At 49.1% G+C, this 23,432-nt stretch carries 20 protein-coding genes; 5 read left to right on the top strand and 15 right to left on the bottom strand.

Annotated elements, in window-relative coordinates; translation table 11 throughout:
* On the top strand, nucleotides 1–333 hold a 333-nt coding region (locus tag AC0YNZ_RS16205), incomplete at its 5' end, for a transposase (protein WP_475827586.1).
* 153 nt (nucleotides 334–486) lie between these two features.
* On the opposite strand, the gene AC0YNZ_RS16200 is transcribed toward AC0YNZ_RS16205, so the two are convergent.
* The 4 genes from AC0YNZ_RS16200 to AC0YNZ_RS16185 all read right to left on the bottom strand — a co-directional run bounded on the left by AC0YNZ_RS16200 (nucleotide 487) and on the right by AC0YNZ_RS16185 (nucleotide 4,037).
* Nucleotides 487–1,569 (bottom strand): styrene monooxygenase/indole monooxygenase family protein, encoded by a 1,083-nt coding sequence (locus AC0YNZ_RS16200; RefSeq protein WP_475827585.1) that lies wholly within the window; start codon nucleotides 1,567–1,569, stop codon nucleotides 487–489.
* 22 nt (nucleotides 1,570–1,591) lie between these two features.
* Nucleotides 1,592–2,614, bottom strand: coding sequence for an aldo/keto reductase (locus tag AC0YNZ_RS16195; protein WP_475827584.1), 1,023 nt, complete (start codon nucleotides 2,612–2,614; stop codon nucleotides 1,592–1,594).
* A gap of 305 nt (nucleotides 2,615–2,919) precedes the next feature.
* The gene (locus tag AC0YNZ_RS16190; protein WP_475827583.1) at nucleotides 2,920–3,690 is read right to left on the bottom strand and encodes a DUF3891 family protein; all 771 of its coding nucleotides are present in this window, start codon (nucleotides 3,688–3,690) and stop codon (nucleotides 2,920–2,922) included.
* 26 nt (nucleotides 3,691–3,716) lie between these two features.
* Nucleotides 3,717–4,037 (bottom strand): chorismate mutase, encoded by a 321-nt coding sequence (locus AC0YNZ_RS16185; RefSeq protein ID WP_475827582.1) that lies wholly within the window; start codon nucleotides 4,035–4,037, stop codon nucleotides 3,717–3,719.
* Between the two features lie 310 nt (nucleotides 4,038–4,347).
* On the opposite strand from AC0YNZ_RS16185, the gene AC0YNZ_RS16180 reads away from it, so the two are divergent.
* From AC0YNZ_RS16180 to AC0YNZ_RS16165, 4 genes are all read left to right on the top strand, one after another.
* Nucleotides 4,348–5,691 carry an ABC transporter substrate-binding protein gene (locus AC0YNZ_RS16180; RefSeq protein ID WP_475827581.1) on the top strand — a complete coding sequence of 448 codons (1,344 nt, stop codon included), beginning with the start codon at nucleotides 4,348–4,350 and terminating at the stop codon, nucleotides 5,689–5,691.
* A gap of 121 nt (nucleotides 5,692–5,812) precedes the next feature.
* The gene (locus tag AC0YNZ_RS16175) at nucleotides 5,813–6,679 is read left to right on the top strand and encodes a carbohydrate ABC transporter permease (RefSeq protein ID WP_475827580.1); all 867 of its coding nucleotides are present in this window, start codon (nucleotides 5,813–5,815) and stop codon (nucleotides 6,677–6,679) included.
* Nucleotides 6,676–7,506, top strand: coding sequence for a carbohydrate ABC transporter permease (locus tag AC0YNZ_RS16170; protein WP_475827579.1), 831 nt, complete (start codon nucleotides 6,676–6,678; stop codon nucleotides 7,504–7,506). Before AC0YNZ_RS16175 ends, AC0YNZ_RS16170 begins: the two co-directional genes overlap by 4 nt.
* A gap of 34 nt (nucleotides 7,507–7,540) precedes the next feature.
* Nucleotides 7,541–9,094: an alpha-L-rhamnosidase-related protein gene (locus tag AC0YNZ_RS16165; protein ID WP_475827578.1), complete on the top strand. Its 1,554-nt coding sequence runs from the start codon at nucleotides 7,541–7,543 to the stop codon at nucleotides 9,092–9,094.
* A gap of 66 nt (nucleotides 9,095–9,160) precedes the next feature.
* Here AC0YNZ_RS16165 and AC0YNZ_RS16160 read toward each other — a convergent pair whose 3' ends face one another.
* From AC0YNZ_RS16160 to AC0YNZ_RS16110, 11 genes are all read right to left on the bottom strand, one after another.
* Nucleotides 9,161–10,471, bottom strand: a complete 1,311-nt coding sequence (locus AC0YNZ_RS16160; protein ID WP_475827577.1) for an ABC transporter substrate-binding protein — start codon at nucleotides 10,469–10,471, stop codon at nucleotides 9,161–9,163.
* The gene (locus tag AC0YNZ_RS16155) at nucleotides 10,468–12,006 is read right to left on the bottom strand and encodes a response regulator (protein WP_475827576.1); all 1,539 of its coding nucleotides are present in this window, start codon (nucleotides 12,004–12,006) and stop codon (nucleotides 10,468–10,470) included. Before AC0YNZ_RS16155 ends, AC0YNZ_RS16160 begins: the two co-directional genes overlap by 4 nt.
* 3 nt (nucleotides 12,007–12,009) lie before the next feature.
* Nucleotides 12,010–13,788: a cache domain-containing sensor histidine kinase gene (locus tag AC0YNZ_RS16150; protein WP_475827575.1), complete on the bottom strand. Its 1,779-nt coding sequence runs from the start codon at nucleotides 13,786–13,788 to the stop codon at nucleotides 12,010–12,012.
* A 29-nt stretch (nucleotides 13,789–13,817) separates the two neighbouring features.
* The gene (locus AC0YNZ_RS16145) at nucleotides 13,818–13,964 is read right to left on the bottom strand and encodes a hypothetical protein (RefSeq protein ID WP_475827574.1); all 147 of its coding nucleotides are present in this window, start codon (nucleotides 13,962–13,964) and stop codon (nucleotides 13,818–13,820) included.
* Between the two features lie 11 nt (nucleotides 13,965–13,975).
* Nucleotides 13,976–15,091 (bottom strand): LLM class flavin-dependent oxidoreductase, encoded by a 1,116-nt coding sequence (locus AC0YNZ_RS16140; RefSeq protein ID WP_475827600.1) that lies wholly within the window; start codon nucleotides 15,089–15,091, stop codon nucleotides 13,976–13,978.
* A 201-nt stretch (nucleotides 15,092–15,292) separates the two neighbouring features.
* Nucleotides 15,293–17,290 carry a beta-galactosidase gene (locus AC0YNZ_RS16135; protein WP_475827599.1) on the bottom strand — a complete coding sequence of 666 codons (1,998 nt, stop codon included), beginning with the start codon at nucleotides 17,288–17,290 and terminating at the stop codon, nucleotides 15,293–15,295.
* A 63-nt stretch (nucleotides 17,291–17,353) separates the two neighbouring features.
* Nucleotides 17,354–18,181: a carbohydrate ABC transporter permease gene (locus AC0YNZ_RS16130; protein WP_475827573.1), complete on the bottom strand. Its 828-nt coding sequence runs from the start codon at nucleotides 18,179–18,181 to the stop codon at nucleotides 17,354–17,356.
* On the bottom strand, nucleotides 18,178–19,062 hold the full coding sequence (locus tag AC0YNZ_RS16125; protein WP_475827572.1) for a carbohydrate ABC transporter permease: 885 nt from the start codon (nucleotides 19,060–19,062) through the stop codon (nucleotides 18,178–18,180). The genes AC0YNZ_RS16130 and AC0YNZ_RS16125 overlap by 4 nt, the downstream gene beginning before the upstream one ends.
* 89 nt (nucleotides 19,063–19,151) lie before the next feature.
* Nucleotides 19,152–20,444: an ABC transporter substrate-binding protein gene (locus AC0YNZ_RS16120; protein ID WP_475827571.1), complete on the bottom strand. Its 1,293-nt coding sequence runs from the start codon at nucleotides 20,442–20,444 to the stop codon at nucleotides 19,152–19,154.
* 100 nt (nucleotides 20,445–20,544) lie between these two features.
* Nucleotides 20,545–21,606 (bottom strand): response regulator transcription factor, encoded by a 1,062-nt coding sequence (locus AC0YNZ_RS16115; protein WP_475827570.1) that lies wholly within the window; start codon nucleotides 21,604–21,606, stop codon nucleotides 20,545–20,547.
* Nucleotides 21,599–23,380, bottom strand: coding sequence for a sensor histidine kinase (locus AC0YNZ_RS16110; protein WP_475827569.1), 1,782 nt, complete (start codon nucleotides 23,378–23,380; stop codon nucleotides 21,599–21,601). The genes AC0YNZ_RS16115 and AC0YNZ_RS16110 overlap by 8 nt, the downstream gene beginning before the upstream one ends.
* Between the last annotated feature and the right edge of the window lie 52 nt (nucleotides 23,381–23,432).

Here is a 23,432-nt window from a genome sequence, read left to right as displayed (position 1 = left end):
ACGTTGAAACTGGCCCTGCAAGCAGCTCCAGAAAGCAGTCCCATGCTTCATAGCGACCGAGGCTACCAATACACCTCCTTGGGCTTTAAGAAACTCTTGGATGACAACAAAATGAACCAGAGCATGTCCCGTGTTGGGCGATGCATCGATAACGGTCCAATGGAATCTTTCTGGGGGACCCTAAAATGTGAGAAGTATTATTTGCACACGTACCATACTTTTGAGGAGCTTAAGAGGGACATCGAGGCCTACATCCACTTTTACAACAACGAACGGTTACAAGCAAAACTAAACGGCCTCAGTCCAATGGAATACAGGACCAAGGCCGCCTAATTATTTTTATTATTTGTACTGTCTACTTGACGGGGAGCAGTTCAATCATAGACTGCCGCTGCAATATTATTGATGGAAGAACGCTTCGTGAGCTTTCGGCGGTTCCTCGAACCAATGGGCTATACGGTCGGCGATCTGTTGATCCGCAGCTGCCTACATAAGCATTTGAACGATGTGTTCGGGCAGCGGCCCGGTCATGGCATTGGTCCATTCTGTCACTGCCGTCAAATAAGGGCGGGTGCGGCTCCAATACTCGATTCCAACTTTTTCATCCCATGGGGATTCCTTATATGCCATAAGGGTCTCAAACAACTGCTCCGCACAATAGGAGGCGGTATTGCAGCCTTGACCCGTTATCGGATCTGCAAGGAAGACACTGTCACCGCATCCCAACACCAAAGTGCCGCTTTGCATCAAATACGGCCTCCGGATGACCGGTGTAACCGCTGTTTGGAGATAAGCCGCCTCATCCGCAAGGGAGAACCGATCGGGATCTACTCGACCGTAAATCTCCGGCAAATGTTCCTGCAGGATGCGCTTCATCCGTTCCTCAAAATCTTGAGCTGTCCTTACCCCTTTAAAGACATCCAACATCCCGTCAGGCAGCGCTTCTATGAATAAAATGGTAACCGCTCCCTGCTGGGTTAAAGCGGGAATTTCAAACATTTCACCGGCCCCGGGCAGTACCGTAATCGAAATCCCCCCGGGATCAACCGGAGCTATTCCCGTAAAATAGCCGACGATGCATTTGCGCTGCGGAGTATGGAATGGCGTGAGCCCGGCTTCAACTGGGAAGGGGACCAGCGGGCCGGATTTTCCGGTGGCATCGATCAAGAGTTCATAAGATTCTGCCAAGCTCTTAATATCGTTCCGGGATACGCGGGCTTTGCGAAAGCGCACTCCGTGCTGCGCCAATTCCTCCATCGCCCCGGAGAAGGCCAAGCGCTGGTCGACAGACGTTGCCGCGCCTGACAGCTTCCCTACAAACAGCTTCTGCTGGCCCATATTGAAGTGGATCGTATGAATGGAAGGAGCTGCTTTCGTTTCCGGCATATGAAAGCGATGCTCCCTGTGAAGCGTCGGACGAAAATGAACCTGGGTCGATTGAATTCTTCCACGGCGGATCTCATCCGGTTCCTCATAATGAAGCAGCGTTACGTCAAAATCATTTTTCAAGGAATATGCAAGCTGCAGTCCTGCTGTACCGCTGCCGATAATTCCAATCCGTTTGTGCATAAAAGACATCTCCTCACCCCGATTATAACCTCAAAGCTTCCGCGGTTTGCGTATCATTCGTCATGGCCGTAAACCAATTCGGATACAAGGAAACTGGCCGCGTTATCTCTTCCAGTCTCGCAACATCCCCGGCGCTCAACTGGAGCTCAACCGCTTGAAGATTATCTTCCAATTGGGCTAATTTACTGGAGCCGACCAATACACTGCTGACGTGGGGTTGTGCCAAGAGCCAAGCCAGCGAGACTTGTGCCGGTGTTGCACCATATACTCCAGCTATTTCACGAACGGTTTCCAAAATGTTGAACCCCCATTCTTTGTCATGCGGCAGAAAATCAAAACCGCTTAAACGATTTTGATCGTCATTCAAGCTCTCCCTGGTATATTTACCGCTCAAGAAGCCGCCTGCGAGCGGACTCCAGACGGTTATTCCGACTCTGTTCCGGACCGCGAATGGAACCGTCTCATGTTCAATGTCGCGGCCAACCAAGGAATAGTATAGCTGACCGTTAATAAAAGACGCCCACCGGCGTTCGCGCTGGATCGATACGGCCTGCGCCGCTTGCCAAGCCGGCCAATTCGAGTAGCCGATATAGCGGACTTTCCCCTGCCGGACCAGATCATTCAGCGCTTCCAGCGTTTCCTCGAGTGGTGTGTACGGGTCGGTTTTATGTACGATGTAGAGATCGATGTAATCCGTGTCAAGGCGTCGCAGACTCACTTCGCAAGCTTCGAACAGATGTTTGCGGGATAAGCCCGCTTGGACGAGCCCCGGACCTACGCGAAAGCCGGCTTTCGTGGCGATGACCGTTTCCTTGCGCCGGGAACCGAGCAGCCGTCCAAGCATCTCTTCGCTTTGACCATCCGCATAACCGTCTGCGGTATCAAAAAAATTGATACCCGCGTCTAATGCGCGGTCGACAAGCTGCTGCGCACCGCTTTGATCCACCTTGTAGACGCTGGGATTGTTTCCCGATCCGAAAGTCATCGCTCCGAATGCCAGTCTGGAAACAAGCAAGCCTGATTGGCCCAATACTGCGTATTTCATCCTTTTGCCTCCTCGTCTTTCCTTAAATTGGCTCAGGCATCCAGTATACAAAAAAAGTAAACGAATAAAATGAGACTCAAGTCGGGAAGTGCAGGGGTCTATTTAACGAGTCTGAGTTCTATCCAACCTTAAATGGGGATAGATAGGCGTAGTAGATACGTCTTATGCTTAATAGCTCGTTCTTTCTCATAAAAAATACACCCCCAAAAGGATCACCGGTTTCCCATTTGGGATTTTCCAATGTCAACTTTAAGGGATGCACTTTAGTTCGGGCGGTGTTCCTTTGTTCTCGCATGCTGTTGATTTTACTCTGTTTTCTCTTTGAACAGCAGCTTATGCTCCCGTAATTGCTCCCGCTGATAAGCTTCCGCAACGCCGTATTTCGCAATGTCAGCCTTGCTGACTTCTTTGTAAGCAAGCTTCGTTTCCACTTCTCTGCTGAAAGGAAACGGATTCAATTCTATCGTCGTTTGATTCTTCCAATCGGCAAGCAAGGACGTTTGTCTTGTACGGTCGAACCAATACGGAAATCCGTCAGCAAACCACTCATAGCGCTCCCGCGGCGTGCCCGGCTGCTCCATGCATGCAAAAAGCGAGAGCTCATCGCAAAGCAGAAGCGCTTTCGCATGCAGCTGAAGCAGCTTCACATCAAGCTGCTGCCGCTCTATAATCGCGCTCTGTCTAGCAAATTCACGTTCTACGAACGCAACCGTATCCGCGTTTCTGAATCTCTCGGCAAGCGTCGTATAGAGGATGCTGCCCAGCAGCGCTGCATATTCGCTCGTTTCCTGAACGCGGTCCAGCCCTTTGGAATAGAAGAAAAATCTAATATTTCCCGGAAAATCCCGGAATGAAAAAGGAGTATGAGCTGCATCATTCCAGAGCGGAATGCGGTCAAGCTCAATCCAGCTGCTATCATGCTCATAGGCTGCGTAGGCTAACTCTTCTCTGCGCTCATTGCTAAGAAATAATTCGCCTTGCCATGCAGAAACAAGATCTCCGGATATACGGGCATGATCATGCTGCGCAATGAGTATAAACGCTTCTTCCTTCTCGTACACAATCATCGTTACCATCCCTTCCTTCATGACAAAACGATCGATTAGTAGGCTTCAATTTGTCCAATCCGGCTGTTTTGCTCATACGATTGCTGTATTTCTTGATGCCGTAAAATAACAACGTCAATCAGACACCTATAAATGGCGGCTGCATATTCCGGATTTAGCTCTTTACTATCCGCAAGCTTCGCTATTTTATCAAATTGCTTCAATTCGCGGCCCGTATCCTGAGCTGCCAGCTTATTTATTGCTTTATAAATACCCACCTCTTCTGTTAATTGAAACCGTTCTGCAAGCAAAGAAATAATTTTATGATCCAATTGATCAATGCCTTGTCTTAATTCATCGAGTCTGGAAGCTTCCATGCGCCTCTCCCTTATTCATCATTTTTTTTATAATTGTACCATCTCCTCCGCCCGACCGGCTATGGACTTTCGCAATAATCATGCGGATATCAGCTCTTATCAGCAGCCAAAAACAAAAAAGCTCATTCAGGGGGCTGCCGTTCTTCCCTAAAAAAAACAGACACCGCACAAAAAATGCAGCGCTTACAAACAAATTTTATACCGCTTACAATAAGGCCACGGGGATGAACAATTCCCCGGCGCATAACAGAAATAAACCGCAGTTTAGAAATTAGTAAGGCTACACAAATCGTTAGGGGGATGTATTCACATGAGTAAATCAAAGAAAAAGCTGCTCACGATCGTATCAAGCTTCATCGTATTGTCTTCCCTGCTTGCAGGCTGCGGAAGCGGCAGCAGCAACTCGCCAGCCGCAAGCGACGGTCAAGCGGCCATGGACGGGGAGCGCTACGTGGAACCCGTTACGCTCAAGCTGCTGATCGACAATCAAACCTCGCTTGACGGCATTAAAGCAGTAGCGGAAGAAATCGAAAATAAATATAACATCAAAACGGAATACGACCTGCGTCCAGGCGGCTCGGAAGGCGATAACCTCGTAAAAACGAAGCTTGCTACAGGCGAAATGGATGACTTGAATTTCTACAACGCCGGCTCCTTATTCAAAGCCTTAAAGCCCGAGAAATATTTCGTCGATCTGACGAATGAGCCTTTTATGGCTAACGTGCTGGATACATTCAAAGGAACGGTGACGGTTGACGGTAAAATATACGGCGCCCCTAGCGGCTCCTCCCAAGCGGGCGGCTGGCTTTACAATAAAAAAGTTTACGCCGAGCTGGGTTTGTCTGTTCCGAAAACATGGGCCGAGCTGATGGCAAACAACGAGAAGATCAAAGCATCCGGCAAAACAGCGGTCATCGGTTCCTATAAGGACAGCTGGACTGCCCAATTGATTTTGCTCGCAGACTACTACAATCTGCAGAAGAAAGTGCCGGCGTTTGCCGATGATTTCACAAACAACAAGGCGAAGTTCGCGACGACGCCTGAGGCGCTGCGCGCTTTCGAGAAAATGCAGGAAATCAAAACAAAAGGCTACATGAACGAGGATTATTTGGCTACAACGTATGATACGGCTCTAAAAATGCTGGCGGAAGGCACTGGCGTACACTATCCGATGCTTACATTCGCACTCGCGACCTTATATGCCAACTTCCCTGAGCAAATGGATGATATCGGCATGTTTGCCCAACCGAGCGACAGCGCGGATACAAATGGCTTAACCGTCTGGATGCCGGGTGCAATCTCGATCTCGAAGGATAGCAAAAACCTCGAAGCCGCAAAAAAATGGCTCTCGTTCTATGCTTCCACAGAGGGCATCGCGCTTATGTCGAGCAAACGTAAGCCGGAAGGTCCTTATTTGGTGAAAGATGCCAAGCTCCCTGAAGGCACTTACGGCGCTGTACTGGATATGATGCCTTATTTTGATAGCGGCAATACCGCTCCGGCACTTGAATTTCTGTCACCTCTTAAAGGACCGAATCTTCCGCAAATTATGGTCGAGAACGGTGCCGGCATGAAGACGCCTGAACAAAGCGCGAATGCTTATGACAAGGATGTCGAGAAGCAAGCGAAGCAGCTTGGCATTGAAGGCTGGTAAGCATAGCAAGAAGTATTAGCTTGAAGTCAGCTTATGGATGCAAGCCGTTCTGACCATTGACATGGCCCTGTGAAGTTCGCTCGCAGGGCCGATTTTTTACACTGATCTAGGAGAGATAACGATGACAAAAGCATCAAGGAAGTTATATACCTATGCGTTTCTGCTGCCTGCAGGCTTGATTTACTTTATGCTTTTCCTACTGCCAACGATTATGTCGTTTTTCTTCAGCATGACGAGATGGGATCTCGTGGACTGGGAATTTATTGGCTTCGAAAACTACGTGACGTTCTTCTCGGAATCGTCGCTTAATATCGGTTTCCGCAATACGATCATTTATGCAGTAGTTACTTGCATCTTGAAGGTTGTGTTCGGTCTTTTGCTAGGCGTGCTGCTTGCATCAAAGCTGAAGACGAGAGGTTATTTGCGCTCTGTCGTTTTCTTTCCGACTCTGCTCAGCACGATTGCTGTCGGCATCGCCTTCAGCAGCATGATGCATCCGAGCCAAGGCATCATTAACAAAGCGATTGCCGCCGTCGGCTTAGCCGGTCCCGATTGGCTGGGCGACACCAGCATCGCATTATTATCGGTTGCTTTAGTCGATGTATGGAAAGGCGTCGGCATGGCCACTGTCATTTTCCTGGCAGGCATCATGTCCATACCCGAGGAATACTACGAGGCGCTGCAGATCGATGGCGGCAACGGATTCGATAAATTCCTTCATATTATGCTCCCGCTTTCCCGTTCGGCGATGAATTCCGTTATCATTCTTGCTTTTATCGGCGGTCTCCGTTCCTTCGATCTCGTTTGGGCAATGACCAAGGGCGGCCCCGGCTTCAGCACCGACCTTATCGCCTCAATCATTTACAAGCAATACCAGGGAGGCTTCTATGGTCTGGCAACGGCGGGCAACGTTATTTTGTTCCTAGGTGTATCGCTGCTTGCCTTCCCGTTGTATAAGTTTCTTACGAAAAGAGAGGTTGACCTATGAAAAAAGGAGTTACGAAGTTTATTGCCGAATCGGCTGCCGTTTTGCTGTCTATCGTCATATTCATTATTCCGTTATATTTCGTCCTGATTAACTCGTTCAAAAATCGTACGGAATCAGCTGAGCTGTCGCTTAATTGGCCGACTTCCTTTCCGATTTGGGACAATTACAAGGAGGTGCTGACTGCGCAGGACGGCCTCGTTCTGCTCGCCTTCTTCAACAGCACCGTCATTACGTTTCTATCCATTATTGTTCTTATTATCGTTTGCGCGATGGCGGGCTATGTGCTGCAGCGCCGGACAGACAAATGGTCCAGCTGGATCAATTTTCTCATTCTTGCCGGCCTTATGATTCCTCCGGCTATCGTGCCGACGATTTGGGTGCTCGATTCCATTCACCTGTTCAAAACGATGACAGGAATCGTACTGATTGAGGTTGCACTATCCATTTCGTTCTCGACGATTCTCTACAAAGGCTTCATGGTAACGATCCCCCGCGAAATCGACGAGGCGGCAGTGGTTGATGGCTGCGGCAGCTTCCGGATGTTCTTTCAAATGATATTGCCGCTGCTTATGCCGGTTACCTCGACCGTTATCGTTTTGTCCGCCGTAGGCATTTATAACGACTTTGTGAATCCGTTGTATTTTTTCCCGGGCGCCAAAAATGCTACTATTCAGCTCACGCTCTACAACTTCACCAGCATGTATAACACATCCTGGAACCTGCTCTTTGCCGACGTTGTGCTCATTTCCATACCGCCGCTTCTTCTGTTTATGATCTTCAACAAGAAGATCGTTTCAGGCATGACAGCAGGCGCGGTAAAAGGCTAACCCAACTTGATAGAATGGATTGGAGATGAAGATTATGAATACGAATAAAGAACTTGTCCAAATTGCCGAGCAGTTAACGCCTGATCTGTATACCTCCGAGGTGCGACCGACCCGGCTCGTAAAGATGACGGCAGACGACGATGCTTTCCAAGGCTGGAGGACGGAGCATGCGGCAACGATTGAAGAGTGGAAGCAAGCGTCCTATGGCAAAAACGACAGCTTTACGCTCGACTTCGGCGATCATCAGGTTGGCTATTTGACCCTGTCGGTTAAGCCGGTCGGAAGTCCGCCGGACGCACCGCTCAAACTGAAGCTTATTTTTGGAGAAATGCCCTGCGAAACCGCTGAGCCCTTCGAGTCTTATGAAGGCTGGTTAAGCAGCTCCTGGCTGCAGGAGGAGCTCGTATTCGTCGATATTTTGCCTGCCGTTATCAAGCTCCCAAGGCGTTATTGCTTCCGTTATATGAAGGTCATCGTCATGGACACTTCACGTAAATATAAGGTTTCGTTCGAGGATGCCGTTTGCTTGGCCGTAACCTCGGGAGACGTAACGCAGATACCGCCGCTCCCGGATCGTCTCCCCCAAGACTTGAAGCAAATGGACCAAATCGCCATCAAAACCTTGCAGGATTGCATGCAAACCGTGTTCGAGGACGGTCCGAAGCGTGACCGCAGGTTGTGGATCGGCGATTTGCGGCTGCAGGCGCAAGCCAATTACTATACATTCCGCAACTTTGATCTCGTCAAGCGCTGCCTCTATTTATTCGGCGGCATGACGCTCGGGAACGGAGCGGTTGGGGCATGCGTGTTCGAAAAGCCGCAGCCGCATGTTGACGATACGCTGCTCTATGATTATTCCTTATTTTTCGTCGCTACCTTATTTGATTATTACGAGGCCTCAGGCGACAAGGCGGCGCTCATCGAGCTTTGGCCGATTGCGATGAAGCAGTTGGAGCTCGGTTTAGACCGGCTGGATGAACGGGGCATCGTTGTCGACGACCCCTCCTGGTATTGCTTCACAGACTGGCATCCGGATTTAAATAAGCAAGCTCCGGCACAGGCCGTGCTTATTTATTGTCTGAGAAAGGGACTTAAGCTGGCGTCCATATTGGAATCAGCTGCGGAGCAAGCTTTCCTCTCCGGCCAAATAGAAAGAACGGTGCAGGCTGCAATCACCCATCTCTGGGATGCCGGTAAAGGCTATTTCGTAAGCGGTGAGAACGAGCAAATTTCATGGGCTTCCCAGGTGTGGATGGCGCTTGCCGAAGTACACAGTCCAGCGCAAACGAAAGCGATGCTGGAGCGTTTATTCGTAGAACCGCCAAGCATCGGCATGACGACTCCATATATGTACCATCACTTCATCGAAGCATTATTTGAAAGCGGCAATCGCGAATTGGCAATCGGGCAAATGCGCGCTTATTGGGGAGAAATGATGCAGGACGGCGCGGATTGCTTCTGGGAGCTTTACAACCCGATGGACAAGAAGCAGTCCCCTTACGGCAGCAATCTCATCAACAGCTACTGTCACGCATGGAGCTGCACGCCGACTTATTTTATCCGCAAATATTTATTGGACGGACAATAACATTAGCGGCGAAATGTAAGAAGGCACCGGAGCCGTATGCGCTGCATACGGCTTCGGTGCCGATCTTTATTCATTCCGCTGCTCATCGATCGCCCGCTGAAGCTCCTCCATATACTGCCGGGGGGTCAGCATCTCACTCGAGACAAGCAGCTGGGCATTATTCCAGGCCACGGTTTGCGTCCTCGTATTGAAGAAGGCTTCAAACCACAGTGCGCTGTTCTTGACGCCATTCATCTTCTGCTGAACCATACGGGTAAGCGGCGGAATATTGTCCGGCACTTGCTCTACCCGAAAGCCGGGAATAATGCCTAATTCATTCAAAGCCTCATCCCCATAACCAGTGAACACTTCTTTGATCCAATCTTTCATCGTATCATCGTAAGCCGCTGCGGAGAAAGACGTCGTCAGTCCGGCATTCATGGACCAATCATCTAGTGTCCCCTTGCCTCCCTTCACGAGCGGAATATTGAAAAAGCCGATATTCTCTGCCCCGATCTTATTTTTATCAAGGTCATTCAAGTCCCGCAAAATCCAACTGCCCACATAAAACATCGCGCTCTTCCCCGTCAAAAACATTTGTACGGACAAATCGTTATCCACGGAGTTGACGTTGCTGCCGAAGTACCCTTTCAAGCCCATATCCTGTACAACCTGAGCGGCTTCAACAAACCCTGGCTCCGTGACCCGCAGCTCGCCTCTGTTTACCCTTTGCATCGCGTCAAAGCCGTACTTTCGTATGACATAGCCGTTAATGAGCCGCGTAATCGGCCACTTATGCTCCCCGCCGACCGAGAAAGGCTGAATGCCGTGCTGCTTAAACGTTTCTGCGGCACGCAGCATCTCGTCCCAGGTGAGCGGTTCCTTCAGGCCATACTTCGCAAACAGCTCCTTATTGTACCAGAAGCCTTCAATATTCATCTCAAGCGGCAGCGCATATAACCCCTTACCGCCGACCATGGACTTCAATAAAGCTACGGCTGCCGGGTTCAATTGGTCATAGAGGCCAAGCTCCTTAAAGGTCTTTTCCAGATCCAATACAAAGCCGCTTTCTGCGAGCTGCTTGAGCGGATTCCCAGACTCGAAGGAAAATAGATCGGGCAAATCGTTAGACGCGGCAAGCAATTGGATTTTTTGCAGCAGAGCCGAGGTCGTCACATTTTCAAACTCATACTTCACATTGGGATGTGCTGCCGAATATTTGTCCGCCAGCTGTCCGATAATTTTGGCACTACCCTCATTTCCCTGATTGGATGAGACATAATGAATCGTTCGCTGCTGCGGCAGCTTCAGGACAGAAGGACCGCTGGCGGACATACAGGACGTCAAGAGGATCATCAAAACCAGTACTACTGGAATAAATTGCAACAACCGTTTCACTCCAGCCCCCTCCCTTTCATAGGCATTGCCTCGCGGGTTTGCGTTTGCTCCATCGATTCCCGGTATTGACCAGGCGTAATCCCGTAGATCTTCTTGAACATCTCCGTAAAATGTCTGTAATTATGATAGCCGACCTTCTCGCTTACCTCATTGACTCTCGCCCCTTCCGACAGCAGCGCTTTCGCATGCTCCAAACGGATTTTGGTCAAATGCTTAATATAAGAAATTCCGACCTCCTCCTTGAACAGCAAGCTGAAATAAGTCGCATTCAAGCTCGCCTGCTCCGCTACCTCCTGCAAGGATAAGTCGCGGCTGTAATGCTCGTTCATATAACGCAGCGCTTTCTCTACCGCGCTATGCTTGGAAGAAGCCCTCGTTTCTGTCGTCAAATGCAATGCCGCCATCATTTGATTGCTGAGCCACTGAAACATCTCCGAACGAGAATGCATCTCGCTCAGCTCCTGATGGGATACAGCTGAAATGCTGCCCGCTTGCCGGAGATCGATGCCCGATTCCTTCGCTACTCCTGCACTTAAAAAGGCGAGTTTTAAAATTTCTTGCTCCGCAAGCTCAGGGCTTAGCTTCTCCTCTTCCATCCACTGACAGAAAGCTTCCAGCTGCTTCAGCAGCCCGTCCTTGTCACCCTTTCGCATGTGAAATATGATCGCTTCCTCCCGCTCCGTCGAGCCCCCCTGAAACGTATCATTTTGGCCGGCATCCTCAAATCTCACCCAGCCCTTCTCTTCTTGAAACCTGCCATACCGCAAAGCCCGCAGCGCTTCCTTATAGCTCTTGGGAGCGTCCGATACGGATGGGTACGTTTTTCCCGATCCGGCAGTGCAAGACATCTGCTTCATCTGCGCATACAGCTGCTCCGCAATGACGTCAGGCGACAGGTCAAAGTGAAACACGACCGAAAGCCGCTCCAAACCGTTCCAAACGTGAACGATGCGATAAGCTGGTTGCTCCCGGAGTGCTTGATTAAGCTCTAGGAATGCAATGACGGTCACGCCGACGACCCGCTCCGCGTCAAGCCCAAAGCTCTCCCGCCATTTCGGTTCAGCCTCCCCGCCTACAAGAAGCAAGTCAAGCGTCGCTTTCTCAAGCAGCTCATTGCGGCTTGCTTCCCACTTTGATTTCAGATTCGTCAATTCCTGCTGCTCACCTATACGTCCGATCGTTTTCTTCAGTACTTCGTCGATTTTTGCGATTGTGATTGGTTTCTCCAGATAGTCAAGAACACCGAGATTAATGGCCTTTCTTACATACTCGAATTCATTAAAGCCGCTGAACACGATGCATAACGTCTCGGGTGACTCCTGCAAGATCGCTTCAACGAGCTGCAAGCCATCCATACCGGGCATCCGTATATCGGTCATCACGATATCAGGCGTTAGTTCGCGGAACATGTCGAACGCCGTTTTGCCGTCACCCGCCGTACCGGCCAATTCTATGCCGTACTGCGGCCAATCGATCATCGTTCGCAGCCCCTGCAGCACGATATACTCATCGTCAAACACAACTGCCTTCAACATCTGTTATCCCTCTCTTCTGCCTTCTGGCCGGAATCGAATCGTTATCTTGGTGCCTGCATTAGGCTCGCTCGAAATATCGAGCGAGCTGCTTGGCCCGTAGTATAATTGCAATCTTTCCCGAACGTTTCCGAGGCCGTAACCCTGCTTCGTCACTTCCAAATCCGCAATGCCGATTCCGTCGTCCTCTACCGTGAAAACAACCATTCCAGCCTCCAGCTTCCCGGTCAAGCGAATCGTTCCTTCCCCTACCTTCGGCTCCAGCCCGTGATAGATCGCGTTCTCTACAAGCGGCTGCAGCATAAGCTTTAATATTTCCAAACCCATCAGCGAAGACTCCACCTCTTGGATATATTGAAAGCGCTCGTTATAGCGTAAATTTTGAATGGTCATATAATGCTCGATATGCTTTAATTCCTTAAAAACCGGAATGGTTTCCTTCCCTTTGTTCAAGCTGAGCTTGAAGCTTTCCGAGAGGGATACGGCCATTTTGGCGATATCCTCGTTCTTTTGTATAACAGCCATCCAATAAATAGAATCCAACGTATTGTACAGGAAATGAGGCTTGATCTGCGCTTGCAGCGTTCTCAGCTCGGCTTCGCGCTCCTTTAACTGCGAGTGAATCAGCCGCTCGTTGAGCTGAACATTTTCAGAGGTTATGCGCTTGAACGTCTCGCCGATCACGCCAACCTCATCCTCCTCGAACGACTCCCGCGTGCTTTGCGTCCCTTTCGACCAGTCGACCATCATTTTTTTGACCTGCAGGAGCGGACGGATTATCGTACCCGATAAAAACAAGGATAACAATAAAGCAATTAAAGCAATGAGACTTGCAATCAGTGTCGTAGCGACTCCAATCCGGTCGGAATCCTTAAGCAGCGTTTTCTCCGCTACGAAATGCAGAAACGTCCAGCCGGTCGTTCTGTTCGTATAGGTTGTCGTCAGGTATCCCTTCTCCTGCAGCTGCTTTAAGAAGGTCGATTCCGTATTTGCCGAAGGGAAAAGAGACGTTAAAGCCGGGAATCGGTCATAAATGATATTCAAATGATTGTCCGATGGATCAAACACGACAAAGCCGCTATCTCCGCCTTCATTGATGACCTGTTCAAATAACGTTTTTTTTATATTAATGACTAACAAGCCGATAGTCTCGTAATTGGAGGGATCACGCAGCAGCTTCACGCTCGAGAATGCGCTCCCGTTCGAGGTTCCCTGAAGCACGTTATAGCTGAAAAACTGCTCCTTTCCCTGTGCTGCAAGCGCCTTCCGGTACCAAACCGTATCAGCAAGGCTCGCTCTTCCTTCATCGTTGCCGTAAATGCCGGCACGCTCCGGGGTACTGCCATAGCAAACGGAACGGTAATCGCGGTCAAATATACAAATCGATTCGATATGGCGAGTGTCAACCAGATTGTTGACAACGACGTTATGAAGACGATTCGCGGTTCGTAAATTAATGACTGGATGACCGTCCATTCCGCTCTCCCTTACCTCGCGGCGGAGATCATCATTCGCTAAGATTAACCGATTCATATTGATCAGATTACGAAATAAGAGATCCGCTACCTCGCTGGCCGTTTTCAGATGATACGCATTATTGTCTGTATGATTTTGAACAAGGGTATCTCTAGCCACGTCATACGAAATATAGCCAAGTACAAATAATGGGGGTACAGAAAGGCTGATCATTGCAAGCACAAACCGGCTTCTAAGCTTACGAGGACGATAATGGTTTATAAATTGAACTAATTTTTGCCAATACATAATCACCCCGCCTTTATCCATAACGATCCATCCTCTAACTAATAAAGATACTATGCCCATCTTCCATTATTGTAAGCGAATTCAACAGTTTTGAGCATCGCCGTTATTTTCGGATCATGTCTGCTTTTTTTAGGTGCCGCAATAAAAAAGAGACTTCCCGCAGCCGATGCGCCGCCTTGGACAGTCTCCTCTTCCATTTCTATTCGTTCTAGCGCTGCGCCGCGTATAAGCCGGATTTGCTCAGTTCTCTCCGGACAACCGGCGCGACCTTAACCGCCAGCAGCTCGATCGATGCCGCTACCTTGGAGAAAGGGATTCCTCCGATATCGAATTGAGCCATGAACCGGTTATGCCCAAACAGCTCATGCTGCGCCAAAATTTTCTCGATAATCTGCTCGGGACTGCCGACAGCTAATGCATGCAAGGGATTCGCCAGCTGTTCGAACTGCTCTCGCGCCAGCCTCTCGCCCCGCGCATTTCCGCCCATGAACTGACCGGCGTAATTAGCGTAATAAGGATAATACTCGTCCTTCGCCTGCTGAGACGAATTGGCGATACAGCCATGGCTCGTTATCGCTACCTTAAGCGCTTCCCGTTGATGTCCCGCCTGAATGGCTGCGGCCCGGTACACATCGACAAGCGGCTTAAATTTAGCCGGATCGCCTCCAAGGATGGCAAGAGCCATTCCCGCGCCCAGCTTTCCGGCCAGCTCCGCACTTTGCGGAGTACCCCCGACTCCGACCCATACGGGCAGACGGGGCTGCAGCGGACGAGGGGCAATTTCAGCATTGTGCAAGCCGGTGCGAAAACGGCCGTTCCAACTAATGCGCTCGTTTTCGTTCAGCCGGAGCAGCAGGTTGATTTTCTCGTAAAATAAATCCTTATAATCGTCCAGCTCATATCCGAACAGCGGGAACGATTCCACGTAAGCCCCGCGTCCCGCGATAATTTCCGCCCGGCCATCGGACAGCAAATCCAACGTTGAGAAATCCTCAAACACTCTTACCGGATCAGAGGTTCCAAGCACCGTAGTGGCACTCGTTAACCGAATCTGCCTCGTAGCTTGCGCGATCGCCGCTAATACGACTGGCGGCGACGAAATAACAAAGTCTAAGCGATGATGCTCGCCGACTCCAAACACATCAAGGCCGGCCTCATCGGCAAGCTTCGCTGCTGCAACGATCTCCTTCATGCGATCACCGGCACTTGGCAGCTGTCCGCTTACAGGATCAGCGCTAATATCGCCTAACGTATAAATGCCAAACTCAAACTGTCCCGATCGCCCCTCTTTTAACGGAACGCCAATCTGTGTTTCTTCTTTGATGACAAACACCGCTTTCTTACATTATATCCAAAGACGGGTAACGTCTCTTTAGGTAGCTTCTAGTTACTTATTGTAAGTAATGATACATAAGTTATTGAATATCGTCAAGCTCAGGAGCAGCGCGCAGCTGTCCTTCTCATTCGCTTTAGCATACACAAATAAGGCTGAAACAAGTCCCGCTTGTTTCAGCCTTAACCTTATCTATTCTTTAATAATAAGAAAGCCCCAAGGCGCAAGCTCCAGCTGTTGACCGCTTGCGATGCTGCTGCCCGTCAGCAGCTCCGTACCAGCTTGATGCGTATAATTGAAAGCGGCAGGCTCATTCGAATAGTTAAAATAATAACGGATTTGTTCTCCATTTGTGTTCAAGCCTGATTTCACGATAATCGGGAAAGAAAGCTCCTGATTTACGCCCCATAACCCGGCATCCTGCAAAGCGCCGCTCAGTACGCGTCTGACAATATCGGCCCCTGGCAAACATCCGATATAGGTCGCGGTTCCTCTGCCAAATTTGTTGCGCGTAATCGCCGCATATTCGCCCCAATGCGAATGATCGTAATAAGCAAGCACTTCGGCGGTCGTTGGTGTAATGAGCTCCATCCATGCTTCAACCCGGCTGCTCTCCGTGCCTTCCAAGACCAGCTCACCCTTCAAACTAACATTATTCGGCGATACAAACATGCTGTAAGTGATGCCGCATGCCTCATGTATAATACCAGGCTGCTGCGCAGCGCGTACCTTAACGACTTCATCGGCAAAGCCGCTCTTGAATGAATAGACGACATGCCCGCCGCTGCGGACAAACTCATTTAACCGCACAAGACATTCATCAGCTGCCGCGTAAAGCGCAGGAACGACGATTAGCTTATAGTCATTCAAATTAGTATGGGTAGGCTGGATAAAATCAACCTCGACATTTAGCTTGTACAATTCATCATACAAGGCACGAACGACATCATTGTACGTTTTTCCGTCGGGCAGCTTGAACCACTCCATCGCCGACAATGCCTCGTTGCTGACCATTACGGCTACCTGATTGCTTTTCCGCAAGTTAATAAGCTCATCGCTTAGTCTTGCAAAATCGGCTCCAATCGTTTTCGCTTCGTTATACACCGGATTCGGCTTGAAGTCATGGCTCAGCAGCCCTTTCCAATACGTCTCCGCCGAATTGTGAATCGAATGCCAGTGCCAATAAGCGACCATATTCGCTCCGGATGCGAGATGGCTGAATGCTTGCAGCCGCAATTGGCCGGGATATGGCGTCCAATGAGGGAAGGCCTGCGCTTGCGTCTCTAAAACCAAATAATTGCTGTTTTTCAGCGAACGCGTCATGTCGCCGCCGAACGAAATTTCAATGCCGGTCAAGTCGTCCTGAGAAGGATGATAAATATCGACGCCTGCAATATCGAATGGTTCCGAAGCCGCAAAATGATCAACGGAAGGCTGTACGCCGAATGAATAGCCGCGCCATTCGAAATCGAAGTTTTGTGTCACGAATTGTCCGGGCTGCTTGTATTCGTTCACAATAGCTACCTGCCATGCCAAAAATTCGTTAACCAGCTTCCGCTGGAATTTTGCGAACTCCGCTCCAAGGCTTCCATTGATCGTGCCGACCATGGACGGAAAGTCCTCCCAGCTATTAATGCGGTTGCTCCAATAATCAAGACCGAACAGCTCATTGACACGGTCTAACGATTCATACGTCTCGCGCATATATTTGACGAACTGCAGCTGAACATTCGGCCCGGCCGTATCGTAGTGCTTTGTCTCATTGTCCGTCTGATACCCGATAACGGCTGGATGTGCACTTACTCGGCTAATGAGCTTACGAATGATACGTTCGGAATAAAAAAGATAAGCCGGATTAGTAATGTCCATAATTTGGCGGGCTCCGTAGGAGCCGGGTCCGCGCGCAGTGACCGCCAGCACATCCGGATGCTCCTTCACCATCCATGTCGGAACCGCATAGGTCGGCGTCCCGACAATCACCTTGATGCCTGCGCCATGCATCGCATCCAGCACCTTATCGACAGAGGAGAAATCGAAGACGCCGTTTTGCGGCTCATGCGTGCTCCAGGTTGATTCCGCGATCCGGACGACATTAATGCCCGCTTCCTTCATCATGCGAATATCATCTTCAAGCCGCTCGCAGGGCATATATTCATCATAATAAGCAACGCCGTATAACAGTTTTTTCATCATAAGAGCTCCTTCTCTATAGCTGATTATTCTCTAGCCGCCCGGATTCAGCGCCACTTGACATTAGCCCTTGATCGCACCCTCCGCAATTCCGTGCATAATGAACTTTTGGAAGAACGAATAAATAATAATGACAGGAATCGCCGTCAGCACAAGCGCCGCCAAAATGAGCGACCACTCCTTGTTATACTCGCCGAACAAAGTGTTTGTAGATAAAATGAGCGTGTAATTGTCCACATCTGTCAGCATAAGCAATGGCAACAAGAAATCATTCCAGATCCAAAGGAAGTCAAGAATAGCAATCGTTACGGTAATCGGCACAAGCAGCGGAAAAATAATTTTGAAGAAGGTTTGGAATTCATTACAGCCGTCAATTTGTGCAGCTTCCTCCAGCTCCCTAGGGATCGATTTCACGAAGCCATGGTAGAGAAAGATCGCCATATTAACGCCCAGTCCGATATATATGATTGCAAGCCCATACGTACTGCCTTGAACGGACAAGGCTTTGGCCATTCTAGTCAACGGAATCATAATCGAATGAAACGGAACGAGCATCGAAGCAATAAATAAGAAGAAGATGATATTGCTTAGTCTGCCGCTCGTACGGGAAAGCTTGTAACCAGCCAAAGCGGCGCAAAATACGATCCCGCCGATCCCGACCACCGAGATAATAATCGAGTTTAGCGTGCTGTGCAGCAAATGAATTTGACGAAAAGCATCGGCATAGTTGCTGAAATGAATCTTCGAAGGCAGCGCAACGAACGAGCGGAACATTTCGCCTTGCGTCTTAAACGAGTTAATGACAGCTAAGTAAATCGGGAAGAAGGAAACAGCAGCCCCGATCGACAGCATAACGGTAATAAGCAGGGAGGTTGATTTTTTCTGACTCATGCTTCCACCTCTCTTTTCTTCATGACACGGATTTGGATAAGCGTGAATATTAGGATAATTACGAATAGAATGACTGATTTTGCGCTGGCATAGCCGTAACGGAAATTATTCGAGAACGCTTCTTCGTAAATATTCATCGTAATAACCTGCGTGCTCCGGCCAGGACCCCCGCCCGTTAAACCATATACGACCTCAAACACTTTAAACGCGCCGTTCAGCGTCAGGAAGAAGCAAATGGTAATCGCATGCGTAATCATCGGAAGCGTCACGTTGCGGAACGTTTGGAATGCGGTAGCGCCATCAATGACAGCCGCTTCCTTCAAGCTCTGCGGCACGCCCTGCAGGCCAGCCAAATAAATAATCATCATGTAGCCGACGCCATTCCAGAGCGATACGATCAGAATGGAGTAGAAGGACACTTGCGGATCTCCGATCCATGATTGGTCCAGAAACGTAAGCGCTGTCTTCTCAGCGAGCTGCGGCAGCACCTGAGCGAATACGAACGTCCACATAAATGCGCTGATAATCGTGCTTATCATGTTCGGCATAAAGAAAATCGTCCGGAAGAAACCTTTGCTTTTTGCGCGTGATTCAATAAATACGGCGAGCAGCAAAGCGAATACATTTTGCAGAACGACCATAAACAGCACGTATTTCAAAGTGAAAAATATCGAACTGATGAAATCGGGATCTTCCTTAAGCGCTTCGATAAAGTTGCCTAAGCCAATAAACTCATAGTTAGTATTCAAGCCGTTCCAGTCGGTAAAGCTGTAGAACATTCCGCCGAGCGTCGGTATCAGCAGGAAGATCGCATATAAAACAAATGCGGGTGCAACAAAAGTCAGTAACGAGATGTATTTTTTGTAGCTTTTGATCGGCACAGTTTCAGCCCCTCTCCTTATGTGTCTCTATTAAACCGGGATGGGAGAAGCAGGAATCACCTCTCCCCTGCATCCCGGACTAAAATCAATTACTTGTTTACTTTATTGAACGATTTCCAAGCCTTGTCGAGCGCCTTCAGCACATCATCCTGTGAAATTTGACCGGCATAATAAGCCTGCAGCCCTTTACCAACCTCGTCCTTTACAGACTGCGGAATAGCTGGATCCTGATACGATTTGCCCTCTTTGACATATGCAGTTGCATCGTTTACCCAAGGGTAGCTTTCATACGTATGCACAGTGGCGATCGGATTAAATTTAAGCGCTTGGAAGAACGCGTTAGAAGCGGTATCATCGAGCACATAGTTGATGAAATCAAGCGCCACTTCTTTGTTTTTCGTCGTTTTCGATAAAGCTAATGAAGTGGATGCGCTTAGGTTAATGAGCGTTGCTTTTGGATTGTCGTTGATCGGCAGCGGTGCTACGCCAAAATCAAGATCAGGATTGGATTTAAGAATCGTTTCTGCATACCATGGACCTTGCAGCCACATCGCGCCTTTACCTGCCGCAAACGCTGCAGCGCCGTCATCGCCGCCGACTTCCGTCGCTTTTTCCGTTCCGTTCGCATTAATGAGATCAAAGATGTCAAACATCGATTTCATTTCAGTAAACGAGCCTTCGTCCTTATTCATCCGCTCAATGAAATCGGGATTTTCGGTACTGATGAGCGCGCCTGCAGTCAGAGGCAGTATAAGCTGCGGAATCCAAGATTCTTTGTAAGACAGTACGAATGGCGTTACTTTATTCGCCTTTAGCTTCTCAATAACCGCTTTCATTTCGGTCAAAGTCGTTGGAGGCGTCAGCCCCAGATCCGTAAAAATCTTTTTGTTGTACAAGTAGCCCCACGATAAAGTTTCCAGAGGAACGGCTACAACCTTGCCGTCTGTCGTCGTAACGGATGGCTTGACGCTATCCAGAAGCTTGCCTACAAAAGGCTGATCGGATAAATCCTCTAAGTAGCCCGCTTTATAGTAGGAAGGAATTTCGTTGATGGCATGAAGTGCGAAAATATCCGGCGCATCGTTGGATGCCAAACGCGTTTTTAAAATTTGCGCCGCGTTATCGGCAGTCGGCATTTCGAGCTGTACCGTTACGTCGATATTTTTCTCCGCTTTCTCCTTCGCAACAAAATCCGCAATATATTTATCGTAGTGTTCTTTAAACCGCGGCTGTGCGATAAACATTTTAAGGTTCACGCTTTTGGCTTCGCCGCCGCTTGCCGCATTATCCGTGCTGCCCGCGTTATTAGCATTGTTTCCGCAGCCGGCAAGCAGCGATGTCGCAAGCACGGTGACGAGTAGACCTTTAATCATTTTTTTCATCTAATTGACCTCCCAGAAGCTTGTTTTGTTTACGCTTTCATTGTACCTAAAAAATGAAAGCGTTTAATTGGACGGAATTAGACTCTTTCGTTGGACAATATTAAACCTCGGCATTCTTTCTCATTTCACCTGGCGCGATGCCAAAATGCTTTTTAAATACACGATAAAAGTAAGTGATATCCTCATAGCCGGCCATTTCCGCAATCGCTTTGATCGGAATACTCTCGTCAAGCAGCCACTCCTTCGCTTTCACCATCCGCAAATGAAGCATATAATCGGTAACGTTACGGCCGTATTCCTGCTTAAACATTTTGCTCAAATATTCCTTGCTCACGAAGAAGGCTCTCGCCAGCTGCTCCAGCGTAACCGGCTCGGTATAATGCTTCTCCATGTATAGCCTGACCTCGTCTAAATTTAATTTATTCTTGAACTTCCGCTGCTGAATAAGCTGCTCTAACGCAGCCAAATAATGATGGGTGAGAAATACAGATGTTTCCGAGCATGACGCAACTACCTCGTGACTATAGGGAGCATGCAGGCCTTCGCTGTCCTGCGAGTTGGCAGCCATCAATTCCTTGAGCAGCAAGAGCAATTCCTGAATGACTTGCTCAAGCATAGCCGCTTTCGTAATCCCGTTTCGCTCAAGCTCCTCCATCATATGGCCGAGCGTTGCCGCTACGCCTTCTTTGTTCAACTCATTGAAATGGGACTTCAGCAACTGCTTATAGCTCGCTATCGAATAGGAAATATCGAGATCCAGCGACAGAGGGCTGCGATCCGCTTGATCTGCTTCCAGTCCGCTCTTGCAATTTTGCAGCGCCGTGTTCAGCTCCTTCGGATCAACCGGCTTAAGCAAATAATCGACTGCTTTATACCGCAGCGCATGCTTCGCATATTGAAAGTCATCATAGCCGCTAACGACGATGGCCTTAATGTCCGGATGCCGGTCATTAAGCAATTGAAGCAGTTGAACACCATCCGTTCCAGTCATCCGCATGTCCGTAATGACAATATGCGGCTGCAATTCCTCGGTCATTTGAAGCGCCTCCTGGCCGTCCGCAGCTTCGCCAATAACTTCCATTTCAAGCCTATCCCATTCTCCGAATGCCTTGATGATGTCCCTTGTCCAGCTCTCATCATCGACAATTAACACTTTAATCATGAAGCTCCCCCCTTGATTCCATCGGAACAGTCACGGTTACCGTCGTTCCCGTGCCCGGCTCGCTATCAATCGTTATCCCGTACGACGGGCCAAAATGCATATAAAGGCGCGAGGCCACATTTTGGATCCCGATCCGATCGCCCAGCGTCCATACTTGTCCGCTTTGATTCGTTATCCGCTTGCGAAGCTCGTCGAGCTTATCCGCACGTATCCCTATGCCATTATCGCGAATTCGGATGCGCACCGCATACGGCTCGCGTACGACGGATATGTTTAGCTGCCAGTCGCCTGATTTGTTTTCCAATCCATGGAAAAAAGCATTTTCCACAATTGGCTGCAGCGTCAGCTTCGGAATAGCGCAGCGCATAGCCGACTCGTCGATATCGGTCGTGTAACTGAGCCGGGATGAAAAACGCTGCTTTTGTATAAGCATGTAATTGTTTAAATGATCGATTTCCGCTTTTAAGGTTGCGAGATCATCCGGATCCCGGATGACATAACGAAACATATCGCTAAGCGAACGAATGATTTCATAGCTTTCAGCCGGTTTTTTCGTAAACAGCATGCTGCCGATCATTTGAAGCGTATTTTGCAAAAAATGCGGGTTAATTTGCGCTTGAAGCGCCTTGAGCTCCGCTGTCTTCTTCTCGAGATTCATGCTGTATTCGGTTTTAATATGCTCTCTTATTCGATAAGACATGTTATACAGCTTCGTCTCGAGCAAGCCGATCTCGTCCACGCGCTTGCTTTGCGGATGCTCGGTGTCCTTGATGATGCCAAGCCCTTGCATCGATCTTGCCAGGCTGACGATCGGAGTTGCCATGCGCCATGCCAGCAGAAAAGCGATCAGTATCGATAGCGCAACAGATATGCCGCCTACAATAAGGCCAAAATGCATCGTAGACTGCGCGCTCTTATTAATAAAACTGGTCGGTACGATCGTAACGAGCTTCAAGCCGACCGGGTCAATCGTATTGTAGAAGACATATTCCTCCGGTGTCCGGAAGTAGCCTTGCCCATCGTCAGTTTGCTTGACCCGGAGCATAAGCTCCTCCGACGGCTTATCGCCATATGGCTGATACAAAATTTTTCCGTCCTCCCCGGCAATGAGCACCTTATGCTCCTCGCCGCGGCCGATTAAATCCAATGTCTGATCGAGCATAGACCACCGGATGACTAAGGAAATTCCGCCGAGCTTATCGCGGTTCTCAAAGCGGTTGATACTGCGTATAAGCTGGAACTCGCCATTTCCCCCGTCCGATGGCTGGATGAAAAAATCCTTATTTTGCTCGAATAGCTGCTTATAGGGGGATGGAATGACCGGTGTGGATTCAAGATCATTTTGAGAAGCGTTAATCGTGAACAATTTGCCCGGCTCCTTCAGGTAAAGCTCCACGCCGATGACTTTGTTTCCCGCGGAATAAAACAAATTGCTGAGCGTATCCATAATATTTTTTTGCGCTGCAAACTGGTTGTAGAGCGAAGCCCCCTCCGTGCTTGCCAAATAATCGCTTAGATGCGGACTAATAAGCACGGTGTAAATGAGATTGTTTAATTGCGAGAATTGCTCTCCCAGATGAATGCCCGTCCACTTCATATTAGATAAGTTAGTGCCGATCACTTCCGCTTCCATCGACTTCCGGTTATTTTCGGCAGCCAGCACAGTGACCGCGATGATTGGAATGACGGACAAGATGATCATCGTAAAAATCAATTTATTGCGAATGCTGCGCCGGAAGGGATCCGTCAACATGCGCGAAAGCTTGGCAAACATGGATACTCTTCACCTCCCGATTCTTTTATGCCCATAGCTTAACCGATTCCGT

This window comes from Paenibacillus sp. J2L1-98 (assembly GCF_056269405.1).
Note: the sequence above shows the minus strand (reverse complement) of the source record. Positions and strands in the feature narration are given on the sequence as shown.

Bases quoted from the DNA above. Each gene is read 5' to 3' on its own strand.
- AC0YNZ_RS16200 (WP_475827585.1), bottom strand. From the start codon at position 1,569: ATGCACAAACGGATTGGAATTATCGGCAGCGGTACAGCAGGACTGCAG.
- AC0YNZ_RS16195 (WP_475827584.1), bottom strand. From the start codon at position 2,614: ATGAAATACGCAGTATTGGGCCAATCAGGCTTGCTTGTTTCCAGACTG.
- AC0YNZ_RS16190 (WP_475827583.1), bottom strand. From the start codon at position 3,690: ATGGTAACGATGATTGTGTACGAGAAGGAAGAAGCGTTTATACTCATT.
- AC0YNZ_RS16185 (WP_475827582.1), bottom strand. From the start codon at position 4,037: ATGGAAGCTTCCAGACTCGATGAATTAAGACAAGGCATTGATCAATTG.
- AC0YNZ_RS16180 (WP_475827581.1), top strand. From the start codon at position 4,348: ATGAGTAAATCAAAGAAAAAGCTGCTCACGATCGTATCAAGCTTCATC.
- AC0YNZ_RS16175 (WP_475827580.1), top strand. From the start codon at position 5,813: ATGACAAAAGCATCAAGGAAGTTATATACCTATGCGTTTCTGCTGCCT.
- AC0YNZ_RS16170 (WP_475827579.1), top strand. From the start codon at position 6,676: ATGAAAAAAGGAGTTACGAAGTTTATTGCCGAATCGGCTGCCGTTTTG.
- AC0YNZ_RS16165 (WP_475827578.1), top strand. From the start codon at position 7,541: ATGAATACGAATAAAGAACTTGTCCAAATTGCCGAGCAGTTAACGCCT.
- AC0YNZ_RS16155 (WP_475827576.1), bottom strand. From the start codon at position 12,006: ATGTTGAAGGCAGTTGTGTTTGACGATGAGTATATCGTGCTGCAGGGG.
- AC0YNZ_RS16150 (WP_475827575.1), bottom strand. From the start codon at position 13,788: ATGGATAAAGGCGGGGTGATTATGTATTGGCAAAAATTAGTTCAATTT.
- AC0YNZ_RS16145 (WP_475827574.1), bottom strand. From the start codon at position 13,964: ATGGAAGAGGAGACTGTCCAAGGCGGCGCATCGGCTGCGGGAAGTCTC.
- AC0YNZ_RS16135 (WP_475827599.1), bottom strand. From the start codon at position 17,290: ATGAAAAAACTGTTATACGGCGTTGCTTATTATGATGAATATATGCCC.
- AC0YNZ_RS16130 (WP_475827573.1), bottom strand. From the start codon at position 18,181: ATGAGTCAGAAAAAATCAACCTCCCTGCTTATTACCGTTATGCTGTCG.
- AC0YNZ_RS16120 (WP_475827571.1), bottom strand. From the start codon at position 20,444: ATGAAAAAAATGATTAAAGGTCTACTCGTCACCGTGCTTGCGACATCG.
- AC0YNZ_RS16115 (WP_475827570.1), bottom strand. From the start codon at position 21,606: ATGATTAAAGTGTTAATTGTCGATGATGAGAGCTGGACAAGGGACATC.
- AC0YNZ_RS16110 (WP_475827569.1), bottom strand. From the start codon at position 23,380: ATGTTTGCCAAGCTTTCGCGCATGTTGACGGATCCCTTCCGGCGCAGC.